This window comes from Promicromonospora sp. NPDC050880 (genome assembly GCF_044456525.1).
GTDB lineage: Bacteria > Actinomycetota > Actinomycetes > Actinomycetales > Cellulomonadaceae > Promicromonospora.
Genome location: NZ_JBITFV010000002.1, coordinates 98,633 through 119,366, shown reverse-complemented (window position 1 = coordinate 119,366; position 20,734 = coordinate 98,633). Strand labels below are relative to the sequence as shown.

Here is a 20,734-nt window from a genome sequence, read left to right as displayed (position 1 = left end):
CGGTTGGAGAAAGTGAGAGACATGGCCGAGACAGTGCCCCACAAGCTGCGTTCCGACGCCCAGGACAACCGCGACAGGATCCTGGCGGCCGCCCGGTCGCTGTACGCCGAGCACGGGCTCGAGGTGACCATGCGGCAGGTCGCCCGCCGGGCCGGCGTCGGGCCCGCCACCCTGTACCGCCGGTTCCCCGCACGGCAGGTGCTCCTGGAGGCGGTGTTCGCGGACGAGCTGCGGGCGTGCCGCAGCATCGTGGCCGAGGGCAGCGCCGACCCCGACCCGTGGCGGGGCCTGACCTCGGTGGTCGAGCGGATCAGCGTGCTGAACGTCGGGAACCAGGGGTTCGTCGACGCCTTCATGGGGGAGTACCCGCGCGCCGACGCGTTCACCGAGCACCGCACCGAGATGCTGACGATGCTCGGGGGACTGGCGCGGCGAGCCCAGGCCTCCGGGCAGCTGCGCGCCGACTTCGTGCTCGACGACCTCGTGCTCGTCCTGCTGGCGGGCCGGGGCCTGGCCGCGACGCCGTCGGCCCGCACCGTCGTGGCGGCGCGCCGCTTCGCCGCCCTGGCCGTCGAGGCGTTCCGCGCGTCCGGGGCGAACGAGCCGCTGCCGCGCCCGGCGTCGCTGGCCGGACACCTGGCGCGTACCGGTGAGGGCCTCCGGGTCGGGGGCCGATGAGTCCGGCACCGGCTCGTCGTCGGTGAGGGTGACGCACGAACGAGACAGGAGCCCGACATGACCGAGAACCCCACTGTCACCAGGCCCGCCCGCCCGCGGGTCGTCGACCGGGCCGCGTGGCAGGCGGCGCGCGACGAGCTGCTGGAGCAGGAGAAGGCCCACACCCGCGCGGGCGACGCGCTCGCCGCCGCTCGTCGCCGGCTGCCGATGACGGAGCTCGACGGGACGGTCCGGGTGGTCGGGCCGGACGGCGCCGTGCCGTTCGTCGACCTGTTCCAGGGGCGCGACGAGCTCGTGGTCTACCAGCACATGTGGCACGACGGCGAGCCCGTCGCCGGTCAGTGCCCGGGCTGCACCATCAATGCCTGGCACATCCAGCGGTCGGCGCCCTACCTGGCGGCGCGCGGTGTCTCGTTCGCGATGCTGACCGAGGGGCCCTGGGCGGAGGTCGTTCCGTTCCTCGAGTTCATGGGCTACACCGAGCCCTGGTACTCGGTCCGCGACCTGGAGGCGCCGATCGGCGTCGACATGGGGCACATCGCGTGCTTCCTGCGCGACGGCGACCACGTGTACCTCACCTACCGGACCACGGGCCGTGGCAACGAGCCCGCCGCGGGCATCTTCGGGCTGCTCGACATGACGCCGTACGGCCGGGGCGAGGCCTGGGAGGACGTGCCGGACGGATGGCCGCAGGGCCGCGAGTCGTGCTGGTACTGGGCCACCGACGCCGACGGCAACGCCACCTGGGGGCCGACCCGGCGCCCCGTGCCGCAGTGGGGCCGACCGGGCGCCACGCCGGTCGAGGCCCCGGAGCACCGGCACTGAGGACCTGTCACGACCGCCCGAAGTGCGTCACGAAGTGCTCGACGGAGCACGCCGCCGCGCCGCGCGCCCAGTCCACGAAGCGCAGCGGACGCAGCTCGATGCCCGACTTCGCCGCCGACCCGAAGGCGCGCTCCTCGAACGCCTCGCGCACGTGGGGGTCCATGACGTCGTAGTCGCTGCCGAGGGCCTCGCCCGTGATGAGGATGTGCTGGGCGCCCAGCAGGTTCGCGATCGTGGCGATGCCGGTGCCGATGGCGCGGCCGGCGTCGGTGAGCACGCGGACGGCGTCGGGCTGGCCGGCGCGCGCGAGCTCCGCGACCTCGCCGACGCTCGCCGCACGCAGCCCGGCGTCGGCCACGCGGGACAGGATGGCCGCGGATCCCGCGATCGCCTCGACGCACCCGCGGTTGCCGCAGTGGCACAGCGGACCCTCGGGATCCACGAGCACGTGCCCCACCTCGCCGGCCACGCCGAAGCTGCCGTGCACCACCTGACCGTTGACCAGCAGCGCGCACCCGATGCCGGTGCCGACCGTGACGAGCGCGAGCGAGGACAGTCCCCTGCCCACGCCGTACCAGCGCTCGCCCGTGAGCAGCGCGCGCACGTCGTTCTCCACCGTGGTGGTCAGCCCCGTGCGGCGGGCCACCTGCTCCCCGAGGGGCACGTCGCGCCAGCCCAGGAACGGTGAGTAGGCCACGTGGCCCGTCGCGGCGTCGACGTCGCCCGAGACCGCCAGGCCGATGCCCCCCACCTCGGGCCGGCCCTCCCGCAGCCGCGTGGCGAGCTCCGCGACCTGGTCGACGACCGCCTCGGGGCGCAGGTCGGGGACGGGCACCGTGACCTCGTCCAGCACCTGGCAGCGCAGGTCGGCCACGACGCCGAACATCTGGTCGGCCGTGATCTTCACGCCGATCACCTGGTGCGCCCCCGCCCGCACCGTCACCATCGTGGCGGGCCGGCCCAGGGCGCCCTCGCTGGACACCCGGTCGCCCGACTCGTCCAGCAGGCCCGCCTCCAGCAGCGGCCGCACGGCGCGGGTGATGGCACCCGGGGTCAGGCCGGTGTCACCGGCCAGGGCGGTGCGCGAGGCGTCGCCGGACATGACGAGCTGCTGGAAGACGCGCGTCGCCGCCGGGCTCAGCGCCGGTGCCTGTGGTCTCGCTGGCATGACCCGACCCTAGCCCTCACCACCCACACCGGTGCGGCCGCCGTCAGCGGCGGGGCATCCGGCGGGCCAGGACCGGGGACAGGACCGCGACCAGCACACCCGCGACCGGCACCACGAGCAGGCCGGTGCGCAGCCCGACGGCGTCGGCGACCAGCCCGACCAGCGGCGGGGAGAGCAGGAAGCCGAGCCGCAGCAGCCAGGACACGATGGTCAGGCCGGTGCCGGGGCGCAGGCCGGGCAGCTCGTCGGCCTCGTGCATGGCGGCGGGGATGAGCGTCGCGCAGCCGAGGCCCGCGGCGGCGAACCCCGCGATCGTGCCCGGCACCGTGGGCCAGGCCAGTGCCAGCCCCATGCCCAGCGCGATGACCACGCCGCCGGCGCAGGCGACCGTGCGCTGCCCGAACCGGTCGACGAGCCGGTCGCCCAGGAGCCGCCCCACCGTCTGGGCACCCACCAGTGCCACGTACCCGGTGGCGGCCAGCGCTGCCGGGGCACCGAGCCCGGAGGAGAGGTAGAGAGTCGCCCAGGAGCTGCCCGCGTCCTCCACGAGGGCGCCGCCGATGCCGATGAGGACGAGCGCCGCGAGGATCGCCACGGTGCGCGCGCTCAGGCCGACGCCGCGCGCACCGGCGCCCGCGGGACCGTGCGCGTCGTCGGCCGCGTCGTCGTCGGCGCCCCGCAGGCGGAACCGGAACGCCACGAGCGCCACGACCGCGAAGATCGCCAGCGAGATGCCGAGGTGCACGTCCAGCGGCAGGCCGGCCGCGATCGCCGCGGCGGCCATGGACCCGCCCAGCACGGCGCCGATGGACCACACGGCGTGGAAGCCGTTGATGATCGACCGCCCGTACCGGCGCTGCACGCGCAGCCCGTGACTGTTCTGCGCGACGTCCGTGACCGAGTCCGACGCCCCGCCGAGGAACAGCGCGGCCACCAGGAGCGCGAACGTCGGCGAGAGCCCCGCCGCCAGCGTGCCCGTTCCCGTCAGGATGGTGCCGACCACGGCGACGCGCGCCGAGCCGAACCGGCGCACCATCCAGCCCGCGGCGAGACCCGAGGCGATCGCCCCGGCCGGGAAGGCCGCGACGGCCAGGCCGTAGGAGGCGTTGTCCAGGTCGAGCGCTGCCTTGATCTCCGGCAGGCGGGGCACCAGGTTGGCGTACAGGGCGCCGTTGGTCAGGAACAGGGCGCCGACGGCGGCACGGGCGCGGCGGACGGCGAGCTCTGGACGGTCGCCCGGGGCAAGAGACATGCGCACGAGCGTACCCCGCGATGCGTACGATCGTACACATCGGTGGGTACGCTGTGCCCATGGCTCACGACTACTTCGCCGGCGACCCGCGGACCAACCACGAACGCATGGTCGCCGGGGACCTCTACATCGCCGACGACCCCGAGATCGAGCGCCGTGCCCGGCGCGCCGTGGCGCTCGCGGACGCCTACCACCGGGCCGTGGTGGCGGACGACGCCGGTGCCCGCGGCCTGCTCGCCGAGCTGCTCGGCACCCTGGGGGAGGAGGCCTTCGTGAAGCCGCCCCTGTTCGTGGACTACGGCGAGAACATCCACATCGGCCCGCGCACCTTCGCCAACTACAACCTGACCGCGCTGGACGTCGCGCCCATCACCATCGGCGCCGACTGCCAGATCGGCCCGGGAGTCCAGCTCCTGACGCCCACCCACCCGGTGGAGCCGGGGCCGCGCCGCGACAAGCTGGAGGCCGCGCTGCCGATCACGATCGGCGACAACGTCTGGCTCGGCGGCGGCGTCGTCGTGTGCCCCGGCGTGACCATCGGGGACAACACCGTGGTGGGCGCGGGGGCGGTCGTGACGCGAGACCTGCCGGCGAACGTCGTCGCCGTGGGGAACCCGGCCCGCGTCGTCCGCGAGATCTGACCGGGCCCGGCCGCGAGATGACGGGACGACGGCACGACCCCGGCCGCAGGGACCACATCATCGACGCCTGCCTGGACCTGGTCGCGGAGGTGGGCGTCGCCGGCGTCTCGCACCGCAAGGTGGCGGCGGCGGCGGACGTGCCGCTCGGCTCGATGACCTACCACTTCACCGGCATGGACGAGCTGCTGCGCGAGGCGTTCGGCCGGTTCGCGCGGAGCGTCAGCGACGGGTTCGAGCAGCGGATGAGCGCGGCCACCGACCTGCCGAGCGCCCGGGCGGCCGTGGTCGCGATCATCACGCGGGACGTCTTCGGCACCCAGCGTGACCTCGTGCTGACCCACGAGCTCTACACGCTCGCGTCCCGCGAACCCGCCTACCGGGAGCTGACCAACGCGTGGATGGCGCGCTCCCGGGCGGCCCTGGAACGGCACTTCGACCCGGTCACCGCGCGCATGCTCGACGCGCTGATCGAGGGCCTGACGATCCACCGTGCCCTGGACACCGAGGCGCCCCGCCCGGACACGGTGACGGAGGCGGTGCGGCGCATCACCACGCCGGCGCCCGCCTGATCGGTCACACCAGGCGCCTGCCCGGAACATCTGCCCGGGCGCGGTGTTGGTGCTGGTGTGGGTGAGACGAGACGGGCGACCGTGCTGGTGGTCGGGGGTGGGCAGGCCGGGCTGTCGGCGGCGTACCACCTGCAGCGCCGGGGCTTCGTGAGCGCGCTGGACCAGCCGGACGGCGAGCGCACGTACGTGGTCCTGGACGCCAACCCGGCACCGGGTGGCGCGTGGCAGCACCGCTGGGAGTCGCTGCGGATGGCGACCGTCAACGGCATCTTCGACCTGCCCGGGCTGGCCCAGCCCGCCGTCGACAGCACCGAGGCCAGCCGCGTCGCGGTCCCGCGCTACTTCGCCGGCTACGAGCGGGCGTTCGGCCTGCCGGTCCTGCGTCCGGTCCAGGTCGTGGCGGTGCACCGGGCCGACGACGACCCCGACGGCGACCTGGTGGTGACGACCGACCGCGGGTCCTGGACCACGCGGTTCGTCATCAACGCGACCGGCACGTGGTCCAACCCGGTGCTGCCCAGGTACCCGGGGCAGGACACGTTCGTCGGGCGCCAGCTCCACACCCGTGACTACGTGCGGGCCGAGGACTTCGCGGGGCAGCGGGTGGCCGTCGTGGGTGGCGGGATCTCGGCGGTCCAGCTCCTGGAGGAGATCTCCCGCGTGGCCACCACGCGCTGGTACACGCGGCGGGAGCCGGTGTTCCGGGACGGTGAGTTCACCCCCGAGACAGTAGGCCGCGAGACGATCGCCAAGGTCATGGCCGACGTCGCCGCGGGCCGGCCCACGGGCAGCGTCGTGTCGTACACGGGGTTGATCTGGACGCCGTACGCGGTGGCCGCGAAGGCGCGCGGGGCCCTGGAGCGGCGCCCCATGTTCACGGCGATCGAGCCGATGGGCGTGCGGGAGGCGGACGGTTCGTTCACGCCCGTCGACACCATCCTGTGGGCCACCGGGTTCAAGGCCGACCTGACGCACCTGGATCCGCTGCGCCTGCGCGGCGAGCTGGGCGGCATCGCCCTGGAGGGTACGCAGGTGGCGGCCGAGCCCCGCGTCCACCTCATCGGCTTCGGGCCGTCGCAGTCCACCGTCGGCGCCAACCGGGCGGGACGCGACGCGGTGTCGGCGGTGGTGCGCCGGCTCGGGGCGCCGGTGGGCAGCCGAAGCGTGGGTGGGTGATCGTAGGCTCCCGGCCGTGGCCGATGAGCGCGGCTCCGGGGAGCCGCCTGCCCGGCCGTGCTCAGGCGTTCGCCAGACCCGCGACGAGGTTGATCAGCAGCGCCACCACGACCGTGCCGAACAAGTAGGCCAGCAGCGCGTGCACCTGGGCGATGCGGCGCATCCCCGAGGAGGCCAGGTCGGTGTCCGAGACCGCGAAGCTCATCCCGACGGTGACCGCCAGGTAGGTGAAGTCGGTGTACCGTGGCGGCTCGCTCTGGTGGAAGTCGATGCCGCCCGCGGGCTCGGAGTAGTAGGCGCGGGCGTAGTGCAGCGCGAAGACGGTGTGCACGCAGGCCCACGAGACCACGACGGCGGCCAGCACGGCGCCCATGGTGACGGTGCCCTCGCCGAGCCCGCCGCCCACGAGCGCCACCGCCACGCCGCCCAGGCTCGCGACGGCGGCGAGCAGCACGATCAGGTTCGCGATGGTCCGGGTCGGCTCCTCGCGCACGGCGTGCTCGCTGGTCGCGGCGGGGTCCATGGGCACGATCACCAGCACGGTCCAGCCCACGAACACGAGGCCCGCCCCGGCCCAGCCGCCGAGCACGGCGGCGACCGCGGAGTCCCACGCGAGCAGCCAGCCGAGCAGCACGCCCACCAGGAGGGCGACACCGATCCGCAGCCCGTGCGGGCCGTCCAGCACCTGGCTCACCTGCCGTGTCGCCGTCATGCGGACAGTCAACCAGCAGCCCCCGTGGTGAGCAGCGCCACCACCCGCACCGGCGCCGGGTGTGCGAACATGGCGGCAGAGCCCCAGAGGGTTCCCGGACGAGGGTTGCCGTACCCGGTGTGCGACAAGACGGCATCGAAGGAGCACACCATGTCCTGGATCGTCCTCGTCGTCTCCGGTCTCCTCGAGGCCGTCTGGGCCACCGCGCTGAGCCGCTCCGAAGGGTTCAGCCACGTCGGCCCCACCATCGTCTTCGGCCTCGCGCTCGTCGCGAGCATGGGCGGGCTCGCGTTCGCGCTGCGGGAGCTGCCGGTAGGCACCGCGTACGCCGTCTGGGTGGGCATCGGCGCCGCCACCACCGTCGTCTGGGCGATGGTCACCGGCGCCGAACCCGTCTCCGTGGTCCGGGTGCTGCTCATCGCCGGGCTCATCGGCTGCGTCATCGGGCTCAAGCTGACGCACTGACCGCGGGCGGTCCGTCCCGACCGGCGCGACAATGGCTGAGGTGACCGACCTCGACACCTGGACACCGACGACCTTCGCCCGCAACGGCGAGGTCGAGCTCGCCTACGACCGGTTCGGCCAGGGTGGCGACGTGCCCCTCCTGCTCATGATGGGCCTGGCCATCTCCCGGTTCTGGTGGCCGGACGGGCTCTGCCGGGCGTTCGCCGACCAGGGGTTCGACGTGGTCCGCTACGACCAGCGGGACGCGGGGGAGTCCACCCGGTTCGGCACCCCCCGCCAGAGGGGCCCGTGGAGCGGGCTGTTCGCCGGCGAGCCCGCGCCGTACACCGCGGAGGACGTCGTGGACGACGCCGCCGCCGTGCTCGACGCCGTCGGCATGGACCGGGCGGTCGTGCTCGGGCACTCGCTGGGCGGCATCGCGGCGCAGCGGTTCGCGCTGCGTCATCCCGGGCGGGTCCTCGCCCTGGTGTCGTGCGACGCCCCGCCCAGCGACGCCGAGGGGTACGCCGCGCTGCGGTACGTGCGTCCCGGGCTGCTCGCCCGGATGGTGACCCGGCGGTTCCCGCCGGGGCGGGAGGGCGACGTCGCCGCGTCGCTCGCGGTCGCGAAGAGCATGGCCTCACCCGCCAACCCGTGCGACGAGACCGCGGCCCGGGACCGGATCGAGCGGGGTCTGGACCGGGGCCCGCGGGACACGCGCGCGCTGGGTCGCCAGCTCCGGGCGCGGTGGCGCGGGCCTGCGCTGCGTGACGTCGCCGTGCCGACGCTCGTCCTGCACGGCGAGGACGACCCGCTGATCCGGACGTCCGCCGCACGTGCCGTGGCGCGGGCGGTCCCGGGCGCCAAGCTGGTGCTGCTCGACGGGATCGGGCACGACCTGCCGCCCGCGTGCTGGACGACGGTGGCGCAGGAGACCCGGAGGCTCGTGGGGCCGCGCGGTCAGTCCCGCGTCGCCTGATCGTCGAGCGCCAGCTCCCGCGCGAGGTCCAGCATCTCGCGGCCGAGGGCATCGAGCCGGGCGCGGAGGTCCGGCGTGCCGCCCGCCGGCGCCGGCGGGCCGGCCGGGGCGGGCAGGGTGCCGGGCCCCGAGGTGTCGGGCTCGCTGATCACCGCGATGTCGAAGACCACCCGGTCGGCGCGGTGCCAGGTGCGGAACACCTCGACGGCCCGGGCGGACCCGTCGGTGCTGGTGCCCTCCAGGAGGAGCACCGGCGCGCCGACCGGGACCCGGAGGGCCTCGGCGGTGTCGGTGTCGGCCCCGACGGCGCGGACCTGGCGCTGACCGGCCACGACGCGCGTGCCGAACCGGCGCTGGATGGTCGCGTGCAGGGAGGCGTCGGTCAGCTCCTGGGCGCTCAGGTCGCCGAACTCGGCGGGCAGCCAGGTCTCGATGACGGCCAGCGGCTCGCCGTCGGTGCTGCGCAGGCGGCGCATCCGCAGCACGGTGGGAGAGCCGAGCACGCCGGTGGCCTCGGAGGCCGGTTCGGGGCCGAGCTCCAGGACCTGGGTGCTGACGTGCACCCCGCCGTCCTCCACCTGGGTGGAGAGACCCGGGACGCGCTGCACCAGGCGGTGCAGCTCCCCGCGCTCCCGGACGGTGGTGCCGCGTCCGCGGCGGCGCTCCACCAGACCCTCCTGCTCCAGCGAGGCCAGCGCCTGGCGCACCACGGAGCGCGAGACGCCGTAGCGTTCCTGGAGCTCGGCCTCGGTGGGCACGTGGGCGCCGGGTGCGAGCGCGCGGCCCAGGATCTGGGCGCGCAGCTCGCCCGCGAGCCGCCGGTGCAGGGGCGTGCCGTCGGGGCCGGGGAGGGTCATGGTCAGCTCGCGCTCTTCTGCGCCGTCTGCCAGACGTGGTCCCAGCCGGGCGCGAGCTCGGCGGCCCGCTCGATCGCCAGCACGAGGCTGGCCTCGCGGGCGATGCCCTGGCCGGCGATGTCGAACGCCGTGCCGTGGTCCACCGAGACGCGCACGACGGGCAGGCCCACGGTGATGTTCACGCCGTCGTCGCCGTACACGGCCTTGAACGGGGCGTGGCCCTGGTCGTGGTAGCAGGCGACCACCATGTTCCACTTCCCCTTGACGGCGGCGGGGATGAGCGCGTCGGCCGGGAGCGGGCCGTGGGCGTTGATGCCCCGGGCCCGGGCAGCCTCGACCGCGGGCGCCAGCACGTCGGCGTCCTCGTCGCCGAACAGCCGGTTCTCGCCGGCGTGCGGGTTCAGGCCGGCCAGCCCGATGGGCTCGTCGGGGCGGCCCAGGGCGGCGGTGAACGCGCCGGCCAGGTCGAGCACGTCGCGGGTGCGCTCGGGCGTCACGTCGTCGATCGCCTGCCGCAGCGACACGTGCGTGGTCAGATGGAAGAAGTAGAGGTCGCCCGCGGAGAGCACCAGGCTGAAGTTCTTGACGCCGAACTCGTGCGCGAGCAGCTCGGTGTGTCCCGGCCACCTGTGCCCGCCGGCGTGCATCGCGGCCTTGTTCAGCGGCGGGGTGACGATGCCGTCGACCAGGCCCTCGCGGGCCAGGCGGCACGCCTCGACGACGAACCGGTAGGCGCCGTCGCCGGCCGCGGGGCTGAGCTCCCCGAGGGGCACGTCGCCGAGCGACGGGCCGGTCTGGAGCAGCTCGATGGTGCCCGGCGCGTTGGTGGCCTCGGCCGGGGTGGCGATGACGTGCACCGCGGCCGGGTCGCCGCCGATGGCCGAGACGGCACGGTGCATCGCGTCGGCGTCGCCCACGACCACCGGGACGCAGCGCGCGCGCAGGTCGTCGTGGCCGAGCAGGGCCTTGGCGGTGATCTCCGGGCCGATGCCGGCGACGTCGCCCAGGGTGACGGCGAGGGTGGGGATGCTCAAGGGTTTACCTCCTGGTGGGAAGAGTACGATCTCAGGTTCTCGAGGACGTCGACGACGGTCCGGGCGGTGCCGAAACCACCGGCCTTGGTCACGACGGCGGTGCCGTCGAGGGGTCCGCCCTCGATGTGCCCGAGCGGTACGCCCTCGGCCACCGAGCCGACGACCCGCACGCTGCGGGCACCGAGCCGGGCGAGGACGGCGCGGGCGCCGTCGCCGCCCATGAGGACGAGGGCGTCGGGGCGGGAGCTGGTCGCGACGGCGGCGGTGAGCTCGGCCAGGGCGTCCGCCGCCCGGGCGGCGTGCTCGCGTCCGGTGCCGGTGGGTTCCGGGGTCCGGACCAGGACCGTGCGGGGCCGGCCGACCTCGGGCGCCGCTGTGCGCGGTTCGGCGTCCGCGGTGTGCACCTGCGTCCCCGGTTCGGCGCGGACCAGCTCGTCCGCCTGCCGCAGGGACACCTCGTGCAGCGAGCTGAGCACCACCAGCACCCGCTCCGCGCCGGTCCGGGGCGGTTCGGGTGCCGCGGTGCCGTCGCCCCAGCGCGGGGCGAGCGCCGCCGCGAGGCCCGCCGAGCCGACGGGCACCGCCACCGGCCCGAGCAGCGCGACCGCCTCGGCCAGCGCGCCCAGGTCCGCGTCCTCGGTGGCGTCCACGACCACGGTGCCCCCGTCCCGGCCGGCGTCGGCCAGGCGGACGGCGAGGTCCTTCGCGTCGCCGCCGGACGGCACCCGGACGGCACCGGGCAGGAGCCTGGTCAGGTCGCTCTCACGCACCGGCGTGACCGGGTCGCGCCCGGCCGCCGTCCCGGCGACGGGCGTGCCGTCCACGAGCAGCACGCCCTCACGCACGGTGCGCCCCAGCGCGGGATAGCTCGGGCAGACGACGGCGAACGCCGCCGGGTGCTGGGCGCGCCACGCGGTCAGCGCGCCGGCGACCTGCCCGGTCACACTGCCGCGCATCGTCGAGTCGATCTTCACGTAGAGCCGGCCGGCCCCGGCGGACATCAGCCCGCGCACGGCACCGGCGGTCGCGCGGGCGGCGGCGTCGTCGTCGAGGGGGCGGGCGTCGGTGACGACGGCGACCGCCGTCCGCTCGTCCGCGGGCGGCCGGGTGCCCAGCACGAGGTGGCTGCGCCACCCGGCGCGGGCGAACTGCACCACGCAGTCGCCCGCTCCGGTGAGGTCGTCGGCGACGACCCCGACGGTGTCCTGGCTCATGCGGTGCCCCGTCCCTCGCCGTGCCCGTCGCCGGCCGGGACCGCCACGGGCTCGGCGTCGTCCGCCGGGGCCAGGCCGCCCTGGCGCTTGAGCACGATGGTGGCCAGGAGCGGGGCGAGGATCGCGCTGACCAGGACGGCCGAGGCGACCTGCGCCGTGGCGACCGCCACGTACGGCTCGAACGACGGGTCCACGCCACCGATGATCGCGGGCGTGGCGACGGCGTTGCCGGCCGTGGTCGCGGAGGCGATGGCGATGCCGGACCGCACCCCGCGCCGCAGGATGAACCGGTAGCCCGCATAGGTCAGGGCGGCGGTCAGCAGCACCGCGAAGACGCCCACGAGGATGCCGCTCGCGCCGCCGGTCACCACGTCGCGCAGGTCGATCCCGGTGCCCAGGGCGAACGCGAAGAACGGGATCACGATGTTCGGCACCGGCCGCATGATCTCGGTCCAGCGCGGGTCAAGGTTGCCGACCACGAAGCCGAGCAGCAGCGGGATGATCGCGGCGAGGAACGCCGTCAGGGGGATGTCCGCCAGGCCGGAGGCACCGAGGAACAGCATCGAGATGAACGGGCCGTCGTTCAGGGCCGAGGCCATGTAGGCGCCGCGGTCCCGCTCGTCACCGTACTTGCCGGTGAACGCGAGCCAGAGGCCGCCGTTGCTGTTGTCGACCGTGGCCATGAGCGCCAGGATCGACACCCCGAGGAAGCCCTCGATCCCGAAGAAGTGACCGGCCAGCGCCACCAGCGCCGCCGGGATCAGGGACTTGGTCAGCAGCAGCGTGCCCGTCGCGGCCAGCACGGGGCCCGACGTGCGGGCCGTGATCTGCATGCCCGTGGCGAAGATGAGCACCGCGATGAGCGGCAGCGCCGAGTCCTTGAACAGGGCGGTCGTGAAGGAGCCGAGCTCCAGGAAGCCCGGGAAGAAGGTGCCCACGACCGAGCCGAGCACGAGCGGCACGAGCATCAGCCCGCCCGGGATCCTGTTCATCCAGTCGTAGAGGGGGACGGGTGACTTCGGTGAGTGCCCGGCATCCATGGCGAACCTCTCGTTCGTACGCCGCCCGCGATGGCGGCGTAATTGTTAGGACAAGAAAGTACGGACGAAGTTACGCCACTGCGCGAGCGCGAGCAAGTCCCGGCCCGTAGCGTGACCGGGTGACCGACGTGTGGACCTGGCCGGCCCGAGTGGGCGTACCCCTCGGGACCGGCCTCTTCGTCGCCCTCCTCGTGCCGATCCTCGTGCTCCAGGTACGGCGGTACGGGGCCATCAACCTGGTCCGGCTCGTCGGCGCCGCGGCGCTCGCGGTCTACGGCACCGCGCTGCTGGCCTACACCCTGCTCCCCCTGCCCAGTGGCGACCTGGCCGCATGGTGCGCCCAGTACGGGTACGACGGCGCCCAGCTCCGCCCGCTCCAGATCGTCGCCGACGTCCGCGAGCGCACGGCCGGCATGTCCCTCGGTGCGGCGGTCCGCGACATCTCGGTGCTGCAGGGCGTCCTCAACGTCGTCCTGTTCGTGCCCTGGGGCATCCTGGTGCGCCGCTACCTGGGCCGGGGACTGCTCGCCTCCGCGGCATCGGCGCTGGCGGCGTCCCTGCTCATCGAGACGGTGCAGTACACCGGCATCTTCGGCGTCGTCCCCTGCTCCTACCGCCTGGCCGACGTCGACGACCTGCTCACCAACACCCTCGGCGGCGTGCTCGGGGCGCTCGTGGCGCCCTGGGTGCTGCGCTGGATGCCCGGGGCGCGTGCCCTGGCCGCCACCCGCGGCGAACCGCGACCCGTGACGGTCTGGCGGCGCTGGCTCGGCATGCTGGTCGACGCCGCCGCGTTCGGCGTGCTGGGCGGCGTCCTGGCCATGGGCTGGGGCCTGGCGTCCTACCTCACGGTGGGCACCGTCCCGGCGGACACGCCCCTGCTGTGGCTGGGCACCAGCGTGCTGGCCTGGGTGCTCGTCTTCGGCCTGCCGCTGGTCACCGGCGGGGGCGAGTCGCTGGGCCAGCGCACCGTCTGGCTCGCCGTCGTCCCACCCGGGCCCGACGGCGGCGCACGGCTCGGGGCCGGGGCCCGCCTGCGGCGCGGGCTCGCCGGGGGAGCGCTCTGGGGCCTGCTGCAGACCCTCGCCGACGCCGCCACCATGCTCGACGTCGGCGGGCTCACCTGGGCGGACGGCCTCAGCTCGCTGGTCGCCACCGTGCTGGTGGTCGCGGTCTTGTTCAGTGCCGGACGGCGCGGGCTCTCCGGGCGGGTGGCGCCCTACCGGCTCGTGGACGCGCGGTCCCCGGAACCCGCCGCGGCCGTCACGGCCCGCTGAGCCGTCAGCCCTGCTCGACCCGGCCCAGCAGGTGCCGCAGGGCAGGCTCCAGCAGCGGGTGCCGGAACCGGTGGCCCGCCGCGAGCAGGGCGGCGGGGTAGACCTGCTGGCTCGCCTCCGCGAGCTCGGCCGCGCCCTGCCGGCCCAGCAGCAGGCGGGGTCCCGCGCCGGGCACGGGCACCAGGGCGGGCCGCCGCAGCACCCGCGCGAGCGTGGCGGCGTAGGCGTCGTCGCGCACCGGGTGCGGCGCGACGGCGTTGACCGGCCCGGACAGCGCGACGTCGTACAGGGCACGGTGGTAGACGTCCACCAGGTCGTCGATGCCGATCCAGGACCGCCAGGCCCGCCCGTCACCCAGCCGGCCGCCCAGCCCGGACGTGAACAGCGGGCGGTACAGGCGCAGCGTGCCGCCGCGCGGGGACTGCACCAGCCCCGTGCGCACGCTGACCACCCGCAGGCCGGCGCCGGCGGCGCTCGCGGCGGCCTGCTCCCAGTCGGCGACCACGTCGGCGAGAAAGCCGTCGCCGCGCGGGCTGCCCTCGGTGAGCTCCTCGTCGCCGCGGTCGGGACCGTAGTACCCGATCGCGGAGGCGATCACCAGCACGGACGGCCCGTACGTGGTGCGCGCCGCCAGCTCCGCCAGGGCGCGCGTGGGGCCGATCCGGGAGTCGCGGACGGCGGCGCGGTGCTCGGCCGTGAACCGGCCGGCGATCGACGCGCCGGCCAGGTGGACCACGGCGTCCACGCCACGCAGCAGGTCCTCGGCGGGGGTGTGCGGGTCCCAGTGCCGTTCGTCCGGGCCGTGCGGGGTGCCGCGCACGAGCCGGACCACCCGGTGGCCCGCGGTGGTGAGGAACGGGGTGAGGGCGCTGCCCACGAGGCCGTGGCTACCCGTCATCGCGACGACCAGCGGCCGGTCGCCCGCCTCCCGGGCCGTGGCCTGCGCCGCCAGGTCCAGCCCGAGCTGCCGGTGCCGGTAGGCGAACATCGGGCGCAGCAGAGCCTCGGGTACGTCGGTGTCCACGGTGTCCGTGACGCGGGTGCGCGCACCCGCGTCACGGAAGTCGTGCGTGTGGCGCCACCGCACGGCCCAGCTCAGGGGCGGCGAGACCAGCTCGTCCACGAACCGCCGCGGGGGGTCGTACGCCGAGTGCCGGGCCACCCAGCGCAGGCCGAGCGGCAGGCCGAGCACGGCCTCGCCGTCGGCCAGGGACGTCGCCTCCCGCAGGACGCGCACGGGCTGCCACGGGGGCGTGAGGCGCTCGATGGCCCCCGGTCGCTGGTGCCAGGCGAAGACCGCGGGTCGTGGGTGCCCCACGACGCCGGAGAAGGTGTGCGGTTCCTTGGTCACGAGAACACTCCGTCCCGGAGGGCGTAGCCGACGAGGATCATGGTCACGGCGGTGCCGACGGCGTAGTTGACCCACAGGAAGTGCCGCCAGCCGCCGTTCGCCCGGGCGGAGTCCTCGTCGCCCACCCGCGCGTAGGGGAGCGCCAGGGCGAGGTAGGGGAGCACCAGCAGGCCGGCCAGGGCGCCGGGCATGCCGATCGTCGCGACCAGCACGCCCGCAGCGCACCAGGCCAGCAGGGCCAGGCGCACCGTGCGGGCCGCGCCCAGCGCCGTCGCCACGGAGGCGATGCCGGCCGCGCGGTCGGGGACGACGTCCTGCACCGCCCCGAAGGCGTGGCTCGCCATGCCCCACAGCAGGAACGCGCCGAGCACCGCGAGCGTCCCGGCGGTGGGGGCTGCGCCGGCCAGCGCGAGGCCGTAGACCGCCGGGCTCACGAAGTGCACGCTGGAGGTGAGCGAGTCCAGCACGGGCACCTCCTTGAACCGGAACGGCGGGGCGGAGTAGGCCACCAGGGCGAAGAGGCTGACGGCGAGCGCCGCCCAGGAGGCCGGCGGGCCGAGCAGCACCAGGGCCACGACGAACGGCGCGCAGCTCACGACGGAGGCCACCAGCACGGGCCGGTGCCGGCGCGGGGTCAGGAGCGCTCCCTCGACGCCGCCCTTGCGCGGGTTGGTGAGGTCGGAGGCGTAGTCGAACACGTCGTTGATCCCGTACAGCGCCAGGTTGTACGGCACGAGGAAGAACACGGTGCCCACGACCAGGGCGGCGTCCACCCGGCCGGCGGTCAGCAGGTAGGCCGCGGCGAAGGGGTAGGCGGTGTTGATCCAGCTCAGGGGGCGCGAGGCGCGCACCAGGTCAGCGAGCACGGCCACCTCCCAGCAGCGACCACAGGGCGGGCAGCAGCACCACGGCGGCCAGCGGGTAGGAGAAGTCCTCGACCGGCACGAGCCCCAGCCGCAGGCCGGAGACGTGCTCGCCCGCGTAGGTGAACAGTCCGGCGGCGATCATCGCGGCGTCGAACACGGCGGTGAGCACCAGCAGCGCGCCCGCGGCGAGGGCGAGCGCACGCCATCCGGCGGCGGGGGCACCCGCGCGGCGGGCCACGACGGCGACCGCGGCGGCCAGGACCAGGAAGCCGGCGGCGAGCAGCACGTAGGTCATGGGGTGCGCTCCGTCCGGGTCAGGAGCCGCTGGGCGCCGAGCACGAGCACCATGGTCAGCTCGCACAGGAACGCGAGGAACACGAGCTCCTCCAGGGGCAGCTGCGGGGCGAGCAGGATGCCGGTCTGGTAGGGCCCCGGACCGTGGAGGAACACGCCCAGGGCGATGCCCGTCAGGTCCCAGGCCAGGAAGAACGCCGTGCCCAGGACGAGGACGGCGGCGGCGCGCAGCGGGTCCCGCCAGAGGAAGAGGCCGAACCGCCGGTCGACCGCCAGCACGCCGGCCGCGGACACGAGCAGGGCGACGAGGTAGGCGAGGCTCACGGCACCTCCAGCGGTCCCGCGCTGGTGTCCCCGCGCAGGCGCTTGACCACGAGCTCCGCACTGATCAGGCACATGGGCAGGCCGATGCCGGGGATGGTGGTGGCGCCCGCGTACAGCAGGTTGGCCACCCGCGGGGACGCGTTCGGGCCCCGGAACACCGCGCTCTGGCGCAACGTGTGGCCGGGGCCGAGCGCGCCGCCGCGCCAGGCGCCGAAGTCCCGCTCGAAGTCGGCGGGCCCGATGGTGCGCCGCAGCACCACGCGCTCGGCGAGGTCGGGCGTGCCCGTCCACGACGCGATCTGGGCGATCGCCTGGTCCACGACGCGTTCCACGCCCACGTCCCCGGCCCCGTCCACGCCGCCGGCGCCGATCGTGGTGTCCGCCGGTGCGGGCACCAGCACGAACAGGTTCTCGTGCCCCGGCGGGGCCACGTCGTCGGTGGCACTCGGGCGGCACACGTACAGCGACGCCGGCGAGGGCACCCGCGGCGAGTCCCCGAAGATCGCCTCGAAGCCCTGCTGCCAGTCGCGGGCGAACAGGAGCGTATGGTGGGCCAGGCGGGGCAGCTCGCCGCGCACGCCGAGCAGCGCCAGCACCGCGCCGGGCCCCGGGTCGCGGTGCCGCCACCAGCGGTCGCTGCGGCTGCGGTGCGCCGGGTCGAGCAGGCGGCGCTCGGTGACGTGCAGGTCCGCCGTCGACACCACGACGTCGGCGGCCAGGTGGTAGGTGCCGCCCGTGCCGTCGGCGACCTCGACGCCGGACGCGGCCCCGTCGGCCACCGTGATCCGCTCGACGCGGCGCCCGGTGAGCAGCTTGGCGCCCGCGCGCTCGGCCAGCCGGGCGACGGCGTCGATCACCGCGCCGAACCCGCCCCGCGGGTACAGCACGCCCTGGGTCACGTCGAGGTGGCTCATCAGGTGGTACATGCTCGGCGCCGCCGTGGGCGACGTGCCGAGGAAGACCGCGGGGTAGCCGAGCACGCGGCGCACGCGGTGGTCGGTGGTGTGCCGGCCGATGAAGTGGTCCAGCGGTTCGGCGAGCAGGCGCATCAGCCGCGGGGAGCGCTGGACGAGGTCCTGGTCCAGCAGCGGCCGCAGCGAGGCGTACGTCGCGTAGAGGAACCGTTCGGTGGCGATCCGGTAGGTCTCGCCCGCGGAGTCGAGGTAGGCCCCGAGTCGCGGCGCGGACGCCGGGTCGAGGGCCAGCAGCGCCTCGCGGGCGCCGTCCGCGGGCAGGTCGAAGGGTTCGGCCTCGCCCTCGAACCAGACCCGGTAGGACGGGTCGAGCCGCACGAGGTCGAGCTCGTCGCGGGCGGTGGTGCCCATGAGGCGGAAGAAGTGGTCGAAGACCTCCGGCATCAGGTACCAGGACGGCCCGGTGTCGAACCGGAAGCCGTCGCGCTCCCACCGCCCGGCACGGCCGCCGAGCTCGTCGCGCGCCTCCAGCAGCGTGACCGACGCGCCCTCGCGGGCCAGCAGGGCCGCGGTGGCCAGTCCGGAGATTCCGCCACCGACCACCACGACGCGCCGGCCGTCCGCGCCGTTCATGCGCGGGCCCCCGCCTGCGCGCCGGCCAGGACGGTCGCCACGATGCGCAGCTTCACCGCGGGCGGCACCGAGACCCGGCGGGTCCGCAGCCGGGCGGCGGGCGTGTTCCGCAGGCGTTCGTTGAGCTCGCCGAACAGGCCCGCCGCCAGTGCCGTCGCCCGCCGCGGCCCGGCCGGTAGCAACGGGATGACGGCGCGGGCGGCGGCCAGGTCCGCGTCGATGTCGGCCACGACGGCGGCCTTGCTCGCATCGTCGAACACCTCGGGTACCCCGGGAAAGTAGGTCCGGCCCAGGCGGTCCTGGTCGTCGCCGAGGTCGCGCAGGAAGTTGATCTTCTGGAAGGCCGCGCCGAGCCGGCGGGCCCCCTCCTCCAGCCGTGCGCGCACCGCGGGGGTGACCGGTGAGCCGTGCAGGAAGGCGCGCAGGCACATGAGGCCGACCACCTCGGCCGAGCCGTGCACGTAGGCGCGGTACTCGTGCTCGCTGAGGGCGGCCACGGGGTCCAGGTCGCGGCGCATCGAGGCGAAGAAGGGCCGCAGCAGCGTCTCGTCGATGCCGACGGTGCGGGCGGTCGCCGCGAAGGCGTGCACCACCACGTTCGCGCTGAACCCGGTGTGCAGGGCCGTGCAGGTCTCGGCCTCCAGGGCGTCCAGCGTGGCCCGGCACTGGGCCGGCGCGAGCCCCGCCTCGTGCGCGGGGCCGTCCACGATCTCGTCGGCCACGCGCACCAGCGCGTAGACGTCCTCGATCATGGCGCGCGTGGTGGGCGGCAGCAGCCGCGTGGCCAGGCTGAACGACGTCGAGTAGGCGGGCAGCACGTGAGCCGCGGCCGCGTGCGCGGTGTCGGAGTAGAGGGCGAGCGAGGAGGACGGTCTCATGAGTCGCGGTCCACGATCCGGTCGGCGAGGTCGGTCAGGTGGTGCCGCAGCGCGGTCGGCAGCGCCGTGCCGCCGATCAGGTCGACGACCTCCCGGCGCCGGCTCTCGACCAGCCGCTCGGTGGCGTCCCGGGCACCGCTGGCGACCAGCGCGGCCCGCAGGGCGTCGGCGTCGTCCGCGTCGAGGTCCGGGGCGCCCCAGCGGTGGCGCACCGCGGTCCAGGCCGGGTGTCCCTCGGCGAACGTCACGAGCAGCGTCCGCTTGCCCTCGCGCAGGTCGCCCGTGGTGCTCTTGCCGGTGCGGTGGGCGTCGCCGAAGACACCGAGCAGGTCGTCCCGGAGCTGGTAGAGCACGCCCAGGGCGGTGCCCACGCGTTCCAGGTCCGCGTCCACCCGCCCACCGGCATCGGCGAGCGCCGCTCCCGCGCGCAGCGGGGCGGCGAACGAGTAGCCACCGGTCTTGTCCTCCATCATGCGCACCAGGCCCTCGGGCGTGGCCGGGACGGTGCCCAGCGCGAACGCGACGTCGGCGTGCTCGCCGGCCGCGGCGCGGAACAGGCACTCGTCGACGAGGGCGCTCAGTGCCTCGTACGCCGCGGGGCGCACGCGGGCCAGGAGGGCGTGGGCGGCGCTGAGCAGCAGGTCGCCGCCGAGGATGCCCGAGGCCTCGCCCCAGGCGTCCGCGGTGCGCGGCGGGAGGTCGGCGGCCTGCGCGTCCTGCGTGAACTCGCCGGTCAGGTTGAGGCGGCCGCGCCGGCTCCGGTCCTGGTCCAGCACGTCGTCGTGCAGCAGCAGGGCGGTGTGGAGCAGCTCGAAGGCGGCGCCCGCGACGGCGGCGTCCTGCGGGTGCGGGTCGCCGAAGGCGCGGTGGGTGTCGAGCAGCAGCCGGGGGCGCAGTCGCTTGCCGCCCTCGGCGGACCGGGCGAGCCGCCGCCACAGCAGGGCGTACTGCTCGCCGTGCCGGGCGGCGCGGCGCACGCGGTCCTCGAACAGCTCCGCCAGCACCACGTCGACGGCGTCGACGGCGTCGCGGGCGAGGGTGCCGGTCATCGTGGTGCCTCCGGGGCGGACGGCGTGTACAGCGGCATCTGCCCGGCCTGGAGCACGAACCACGGCGAGAAGGCCCAGGGCGCCGCCCGCAGCGCGTCGCCGAGGCCGGCGGGGTCCGTCCAGCGGGTCTCCATGACCTCGTCCGGGTGAGGGCGGGGCTCCTGGTCGGTGACCGCGAGGTAGACGGGGCACACCTCGTTCTCGACGATCCCGGACGCGTCCGTGGCGCGGTACCGGAAGTGCGGTAGCACCACGTGGACGTCGCGGACGGTGAGGCCGAGCTCGTCCTGCGCGCGCCGGGCGATCGCGTCCTCGTGGGGCTCGTCCGGCTGCGGGTGGCCGCAGAACGAGTTGGTCCAGACACCGGGCCAGGTGAGCTTGCCGAGCGCGCGCCGGGTGACCAGCACCTGCCCGGCGGCGTCGAGCACGTGGCAGGAGAACGCCAGGTGCAGGGGTGTGCTCGTGGAGTGCACGAGGCGTTTGAGCTCCGTGCCGACGGGCCTGCCGTCGTCGTCCAGCAGGACGACTCTCTCGGTCACCACGTGTCCTCCTCCGTCGA

Annotated in this window: 23 protein-coding genes and 1 riboswitch; of the genes, 8 read left to right on the top strand and 15 right to left on the bottom strand. The window is 75.1% G+C overall.

What is annotated here, in order from left to right:
* Positions 1–21: 21 nt before the first annotated feature.
* Positions 22–678 carry a TetR/AcrR family transcriptional regulator gene (locus ACIBBF_RS04415; protein ID WP_397410902.1) on the top strand — a complete coding sequence of 219 codons (657 nt, stop codon included), beginning with the start codon at positions 22–24 and terminating at the stop codon, positions 676–678.
* A 57-nt stretch (positions 679–735) separates the two neighbouring features.
* Positions 736–1,503 (top strand): DUF899 family protein, encoded by a 768-nt coding sequence (locus ACIBBF_RS04410; RefSeq protein WP_397410900.1) that lies wholly within the window; start codon positions 736–738, stop codon positions 1,501–1,503.
* Between the two features lie 7 nt (positions 1,504–1,510).
* On the opposite strand, the gene ACIBBF_RS04405 is transcribed toward ACIBBF_RS04410, so the two are convergent.
* Positions 1,511–2,671 (bottom strand): ROK family protein, encoded by a 1,161-nt coding sequence (locus ACIBBF_RS04405; RefSeq protein ID WP_397410898.1) that lies wholly within the window; start codon positions 2,669–2,671, stop codon positions 1,511–1,513.
* A gap of 43 nt (positions 2,672–2,714) precedes the next feature.
* Positions 2,715–3,923, bottom strand: coding sequence for an MFS transporter (locus ACIBBF_RS04400; protein ID WP_397410896.1), 1,209 nt, complete (start codon positions 3,921–3,923; stop codon positions 2,715–2,717).
* A gap of 59 nt (positions 3,924–3,982) precedes the next feature.
* On the opposite strand from ACIBBF_RS04400, the gene ACIBBF_RS04395 reads away from it, so the two are divergent.
* The 3 genes from ACIBBF_RS04395 to ACIBBF_RS04385 are packed head-to-tail and all read left to right on the top strand — an operon-like array spanning position 3,983 to position 6,309.
* Complete coding sequence (locus ACIBBF_RS04395) at positions 3,983–4,564, top strand: sugar O-acetyltransferase (protein ID WP_397410894.1); 582 nt, start codon at positions 3,983–3,985, stop codon at positions 4,562–4,564.
* Positions 4,565–4,581: 17 nt separating this feature from the next.
* A complete protein-coding gene (locus ACIBBF_RS04390; RefSeq protein ID WP_397410893.1) occupies positions 4,582–5,133 on the top strand; it encodes a TetR/AcrR family transcriptional regulator in 552 nt (183 codons plus the stop codon).
* A gap of 57 nt (positions 5,134–5,190) precedes the next feature.
* Complete coding sequence (locus tag ACIBBF_RS04385) at positions 5,191–6,309, top strand: NAD(P)-binding domain-containing protein (RefSeq protein ID WP_397410891.1); 1,119 nt, start codon at positions 5,191–5,193, stop codon at positions 6,307–6,309.
* A 61-nt stretch (positions 6,310–6,370) separates the two neighbouring features.
* Here the strand turns inward: ACIBBF_RS04385 and ACIBBF_RS04380 are convergent, their stop codons facing one another.
* On the bottom strand, positions 6,371–7,021 hold the full coding sequence (locus ACIBBF_RS04380; protein ID WP_397410889.1) for a DUF1345 domain-containing protein: 651 nt from the start codon (positions 7,019–7,021) through the stop codon (positions 6,371–6,373).
* Between the two features lie 75 nt (positions 7,022–7,096).
* Positions 7,097–7,160: riboswitch (guanidine-III (ykkC-III) riboswitch) on the top strand.
* 11 nt (positions 7,161–7,171) lie between these two features.
* Here ACIBBF_RS04380 and ACIBBF_RS04375 point away from each other — a divergent pair.
* Together ACIBBF_RS04375 and ACIBBF_RS04370 are read left to right on the top strand one after the other, a co-directional pair.
* Positions 7,172–7,486, top strand: coding sequence for a DMT family transporter (locus ACIBBF_RS04375; RefSeq protein ID WP_397410887.1), 315 nt, complete (start codon positions 7,172–7,174; stop codon positions 7,484–7,486).
* 40 nt (positions 7,487–7,526) lie between these two features.
* Entirely contained in the window at positions 7,527–8,444 is a 918-nt protein-coding gene (locus ACIBBF_RS04370; protein WP_397410885.1) for an alpha/beta fold hydrolase, read from the top strand.
* Here the strand turns inward: ACIBBF_RS04370 and ACIBBF_RS04365 are convergent.
* Genes ACIBBF_RS04365 through ACIBBF_RS04350 form a run of 4 tightly spaced genes read right to left on the bottom strand, consistent with a single transcriptional unit; the run spans position 8,426 to position 12,541 of the window.
* Positions 8,426–9,301 carry a GntR family transcriptional regulator gene (locus ACIBBF_RS04365; RefSeq protein WP_397410883.1) on the bottom strand — a complete coding sequence of 292 codons (876 nt, stop codon included), beginning with the start codon at positions 9,299–9,301 and terminating at the stop codon, positions 8,426–8,428. The two genes, ACIBBF_RS04370 and ACIBBF_RS04365, sit on opposite strands and share 19 nt — an antisense overlap.
* Before the next feature lie 2 nt (positions 9,302–9,303).
* On the bottom strand, positions 9,304–10,335 hold the full coding sequence (gene pdxA / locus ACIBBF_RS04360; protein WP_397410881.1) for a 4-hydroxythreonine-4-phosphate dehydrogenase PdxA: 1,032 nt from the start codon (positions 10,333–10,335) through the stop codon (positions 9,304–9,306).
* Complete coding sequence (locus tag ACIBBF_RS04355; RefSeq protein WP_397410879.1) at positions 10,332–11,549, bottom strand: four-carbon acid sugar kinase family protein; 1,218 nt, start codon at positions 11,547–11,549, stop codon at positions 10,332–10,334. The genes pdxA and ACIBBF_RS04355 overlap by 4 nt, the downstream gene beginning before the upstream one ends.
* The gene (locus ACIBBF_RS04350) at positions 11,546–12,541 is read right to left on the bottom strand and encodes a 2-keto-3-deoxygluconate permease (protein WP_397410877.1); all 996 of its coding nucleotides are present in this window, start codon (positions 12,539–12,541) and stop codon (positions 11,546–11,548) included. The genes ACIBBF_RS04355 and ACIBBF_RS04350 overlap by 4 nt, the downstream gene beginning before the upstream one ends.
* A gap of 167 nt (positions 12,542–12,708) precedes the next feature.
* Here ACIBBF_RS04350 and ACIBBF_RS04345 point away from each other — a divergent pair, with 167 nt between their 5' ends.
* Complete coding sequence (locus ACIBBF_RS04345; RefSeq protein WP_397410875.1) at positions 12,709–13,866, top strand: VanZ family protein; 1,158 nt, start codon at positions 12,709–12,711, stop codon at positions 13,864–13,866.
* A gap of 4 nt (positions 13,867–13,870) precedes the next feature.
* Here the strand turns inward: ACIBBF_RS04345 and ACIBBF_RS04340 are convergent, their stop codons facing one another.
* The 8 genes from ACIBBF_RS04340 to idi are packed head-to-tail and all read right to left on the bottom strand — an operon-like array spanning position 13,871 to position 20,717.
* Entirely contained in the window at positions 13,871–15,217 is a 1,347-nt protein-coding gene (locus tag ACIBBF_RS04340; protein ID WP_397410873.1) for a TIGR01777 family oxidoreductase, read from the bottom strand.
* Positions 15,214–16,083, bottom strand: coding sequence for a prenyltransferase (locus tag ACIBBF_RS04335; protein ID WP_397410871.1), 870 nt, complete (start codon positions 16,081–16,083; stop codon positions 15,214–15,216). Before ACIBBF_RS04335 ends, ACIBBF_RS04340 begins: the two co-directional genes overlap by 4 nt.
* Positions 16,073–16,378 carry a lycopene cyclase domain-containing protein gene (locus tag ACIBBF_RS04330; protein WP_397410869.1) on the bottom strand — a complete coding sequence of 102 codons (306 nt, stop codon included), beginning with the start codon at positions 16,376–16,378 and terminating at the stop codon, positions 16,073–16,075. The genes ACIBBF_RS04335 and ACIBBF_RS04330 overlap by 11 nt, the downstream gene beginning before the upstream one ends.
* On the bottom strand, positions 16,375–16,701 hold the full coding sequence (locus ACIBBF_RS04325) for a lycopene cyclase domain-containing protein (protein WP_397410867.1): 327 nt from the start codon (positions 16,699–16,701) through the stop codon (positions 16,375–16,377). The genes ACIBBF_RS04330 and ACIBBF_RS04325 overlap by 4 nt, the downstream gene beginning before the upstream one ends.
* Positions 16,698–18,248, bottom strand: coding sequence for a phytoene desaturase family protein (gene crtI / locus ACIBBF_RS04320; protein ID WP_397410865.1), 1,551 nt, complete (start codon positions 18,246–18,248; stop codon positions 16,698–16,700). Before crtI ends, ACIBBF_RS04325 begins: the two co-directional genes overlap by 4 nt.
* Positions 18,245–19,126 (bottom strand): phytoene/squalene synthase family protein, encoded by an 882-nt coding sequence (locus ACIBBF_RS04315; protein WP_397410863.1) that lies wholly within the window; start codon positions 19,124–19,126, stop codon positions 18,245–18,247. Before ACIBBF_RS04315 ends, crtI begins: the two co-directional genes overlap by 4 nt.
* Positions 19,123–20,175 (bottom strand): polyprenyl synthetase family protein, encoded by a 1,053-nt coding sequence (locus ACIBBF_RS04310; RefSeq protein WP_397410861.1) that lies wholly within the window; start codon positions 20,173–20,175, stop codon positions 19,123–19,125. The genes ACIBBF_RS04315 and ACIBBF_RS04310 overlap by 4 nt, the downstream gene beginning before the upstream one ends.
* Complete coding sequence (gene idi, locus ACIBBF_RS04305) at positions 20,172–20,717, bottom strand: isopentenyl-diphosphate Delta-isomerase (RefSeq protein ID WP_397410859.1); 546 nt, start codon at positions 20,715–20,717, stop codon at positions 20,172–20,174. Before idi ends, ACIBBF_RS04310 begins: the two co-directional genes overlap by 4 nt.
* Between the last annotated feature and the right edge of the window lie 17 nt (positions 20,718–20,734).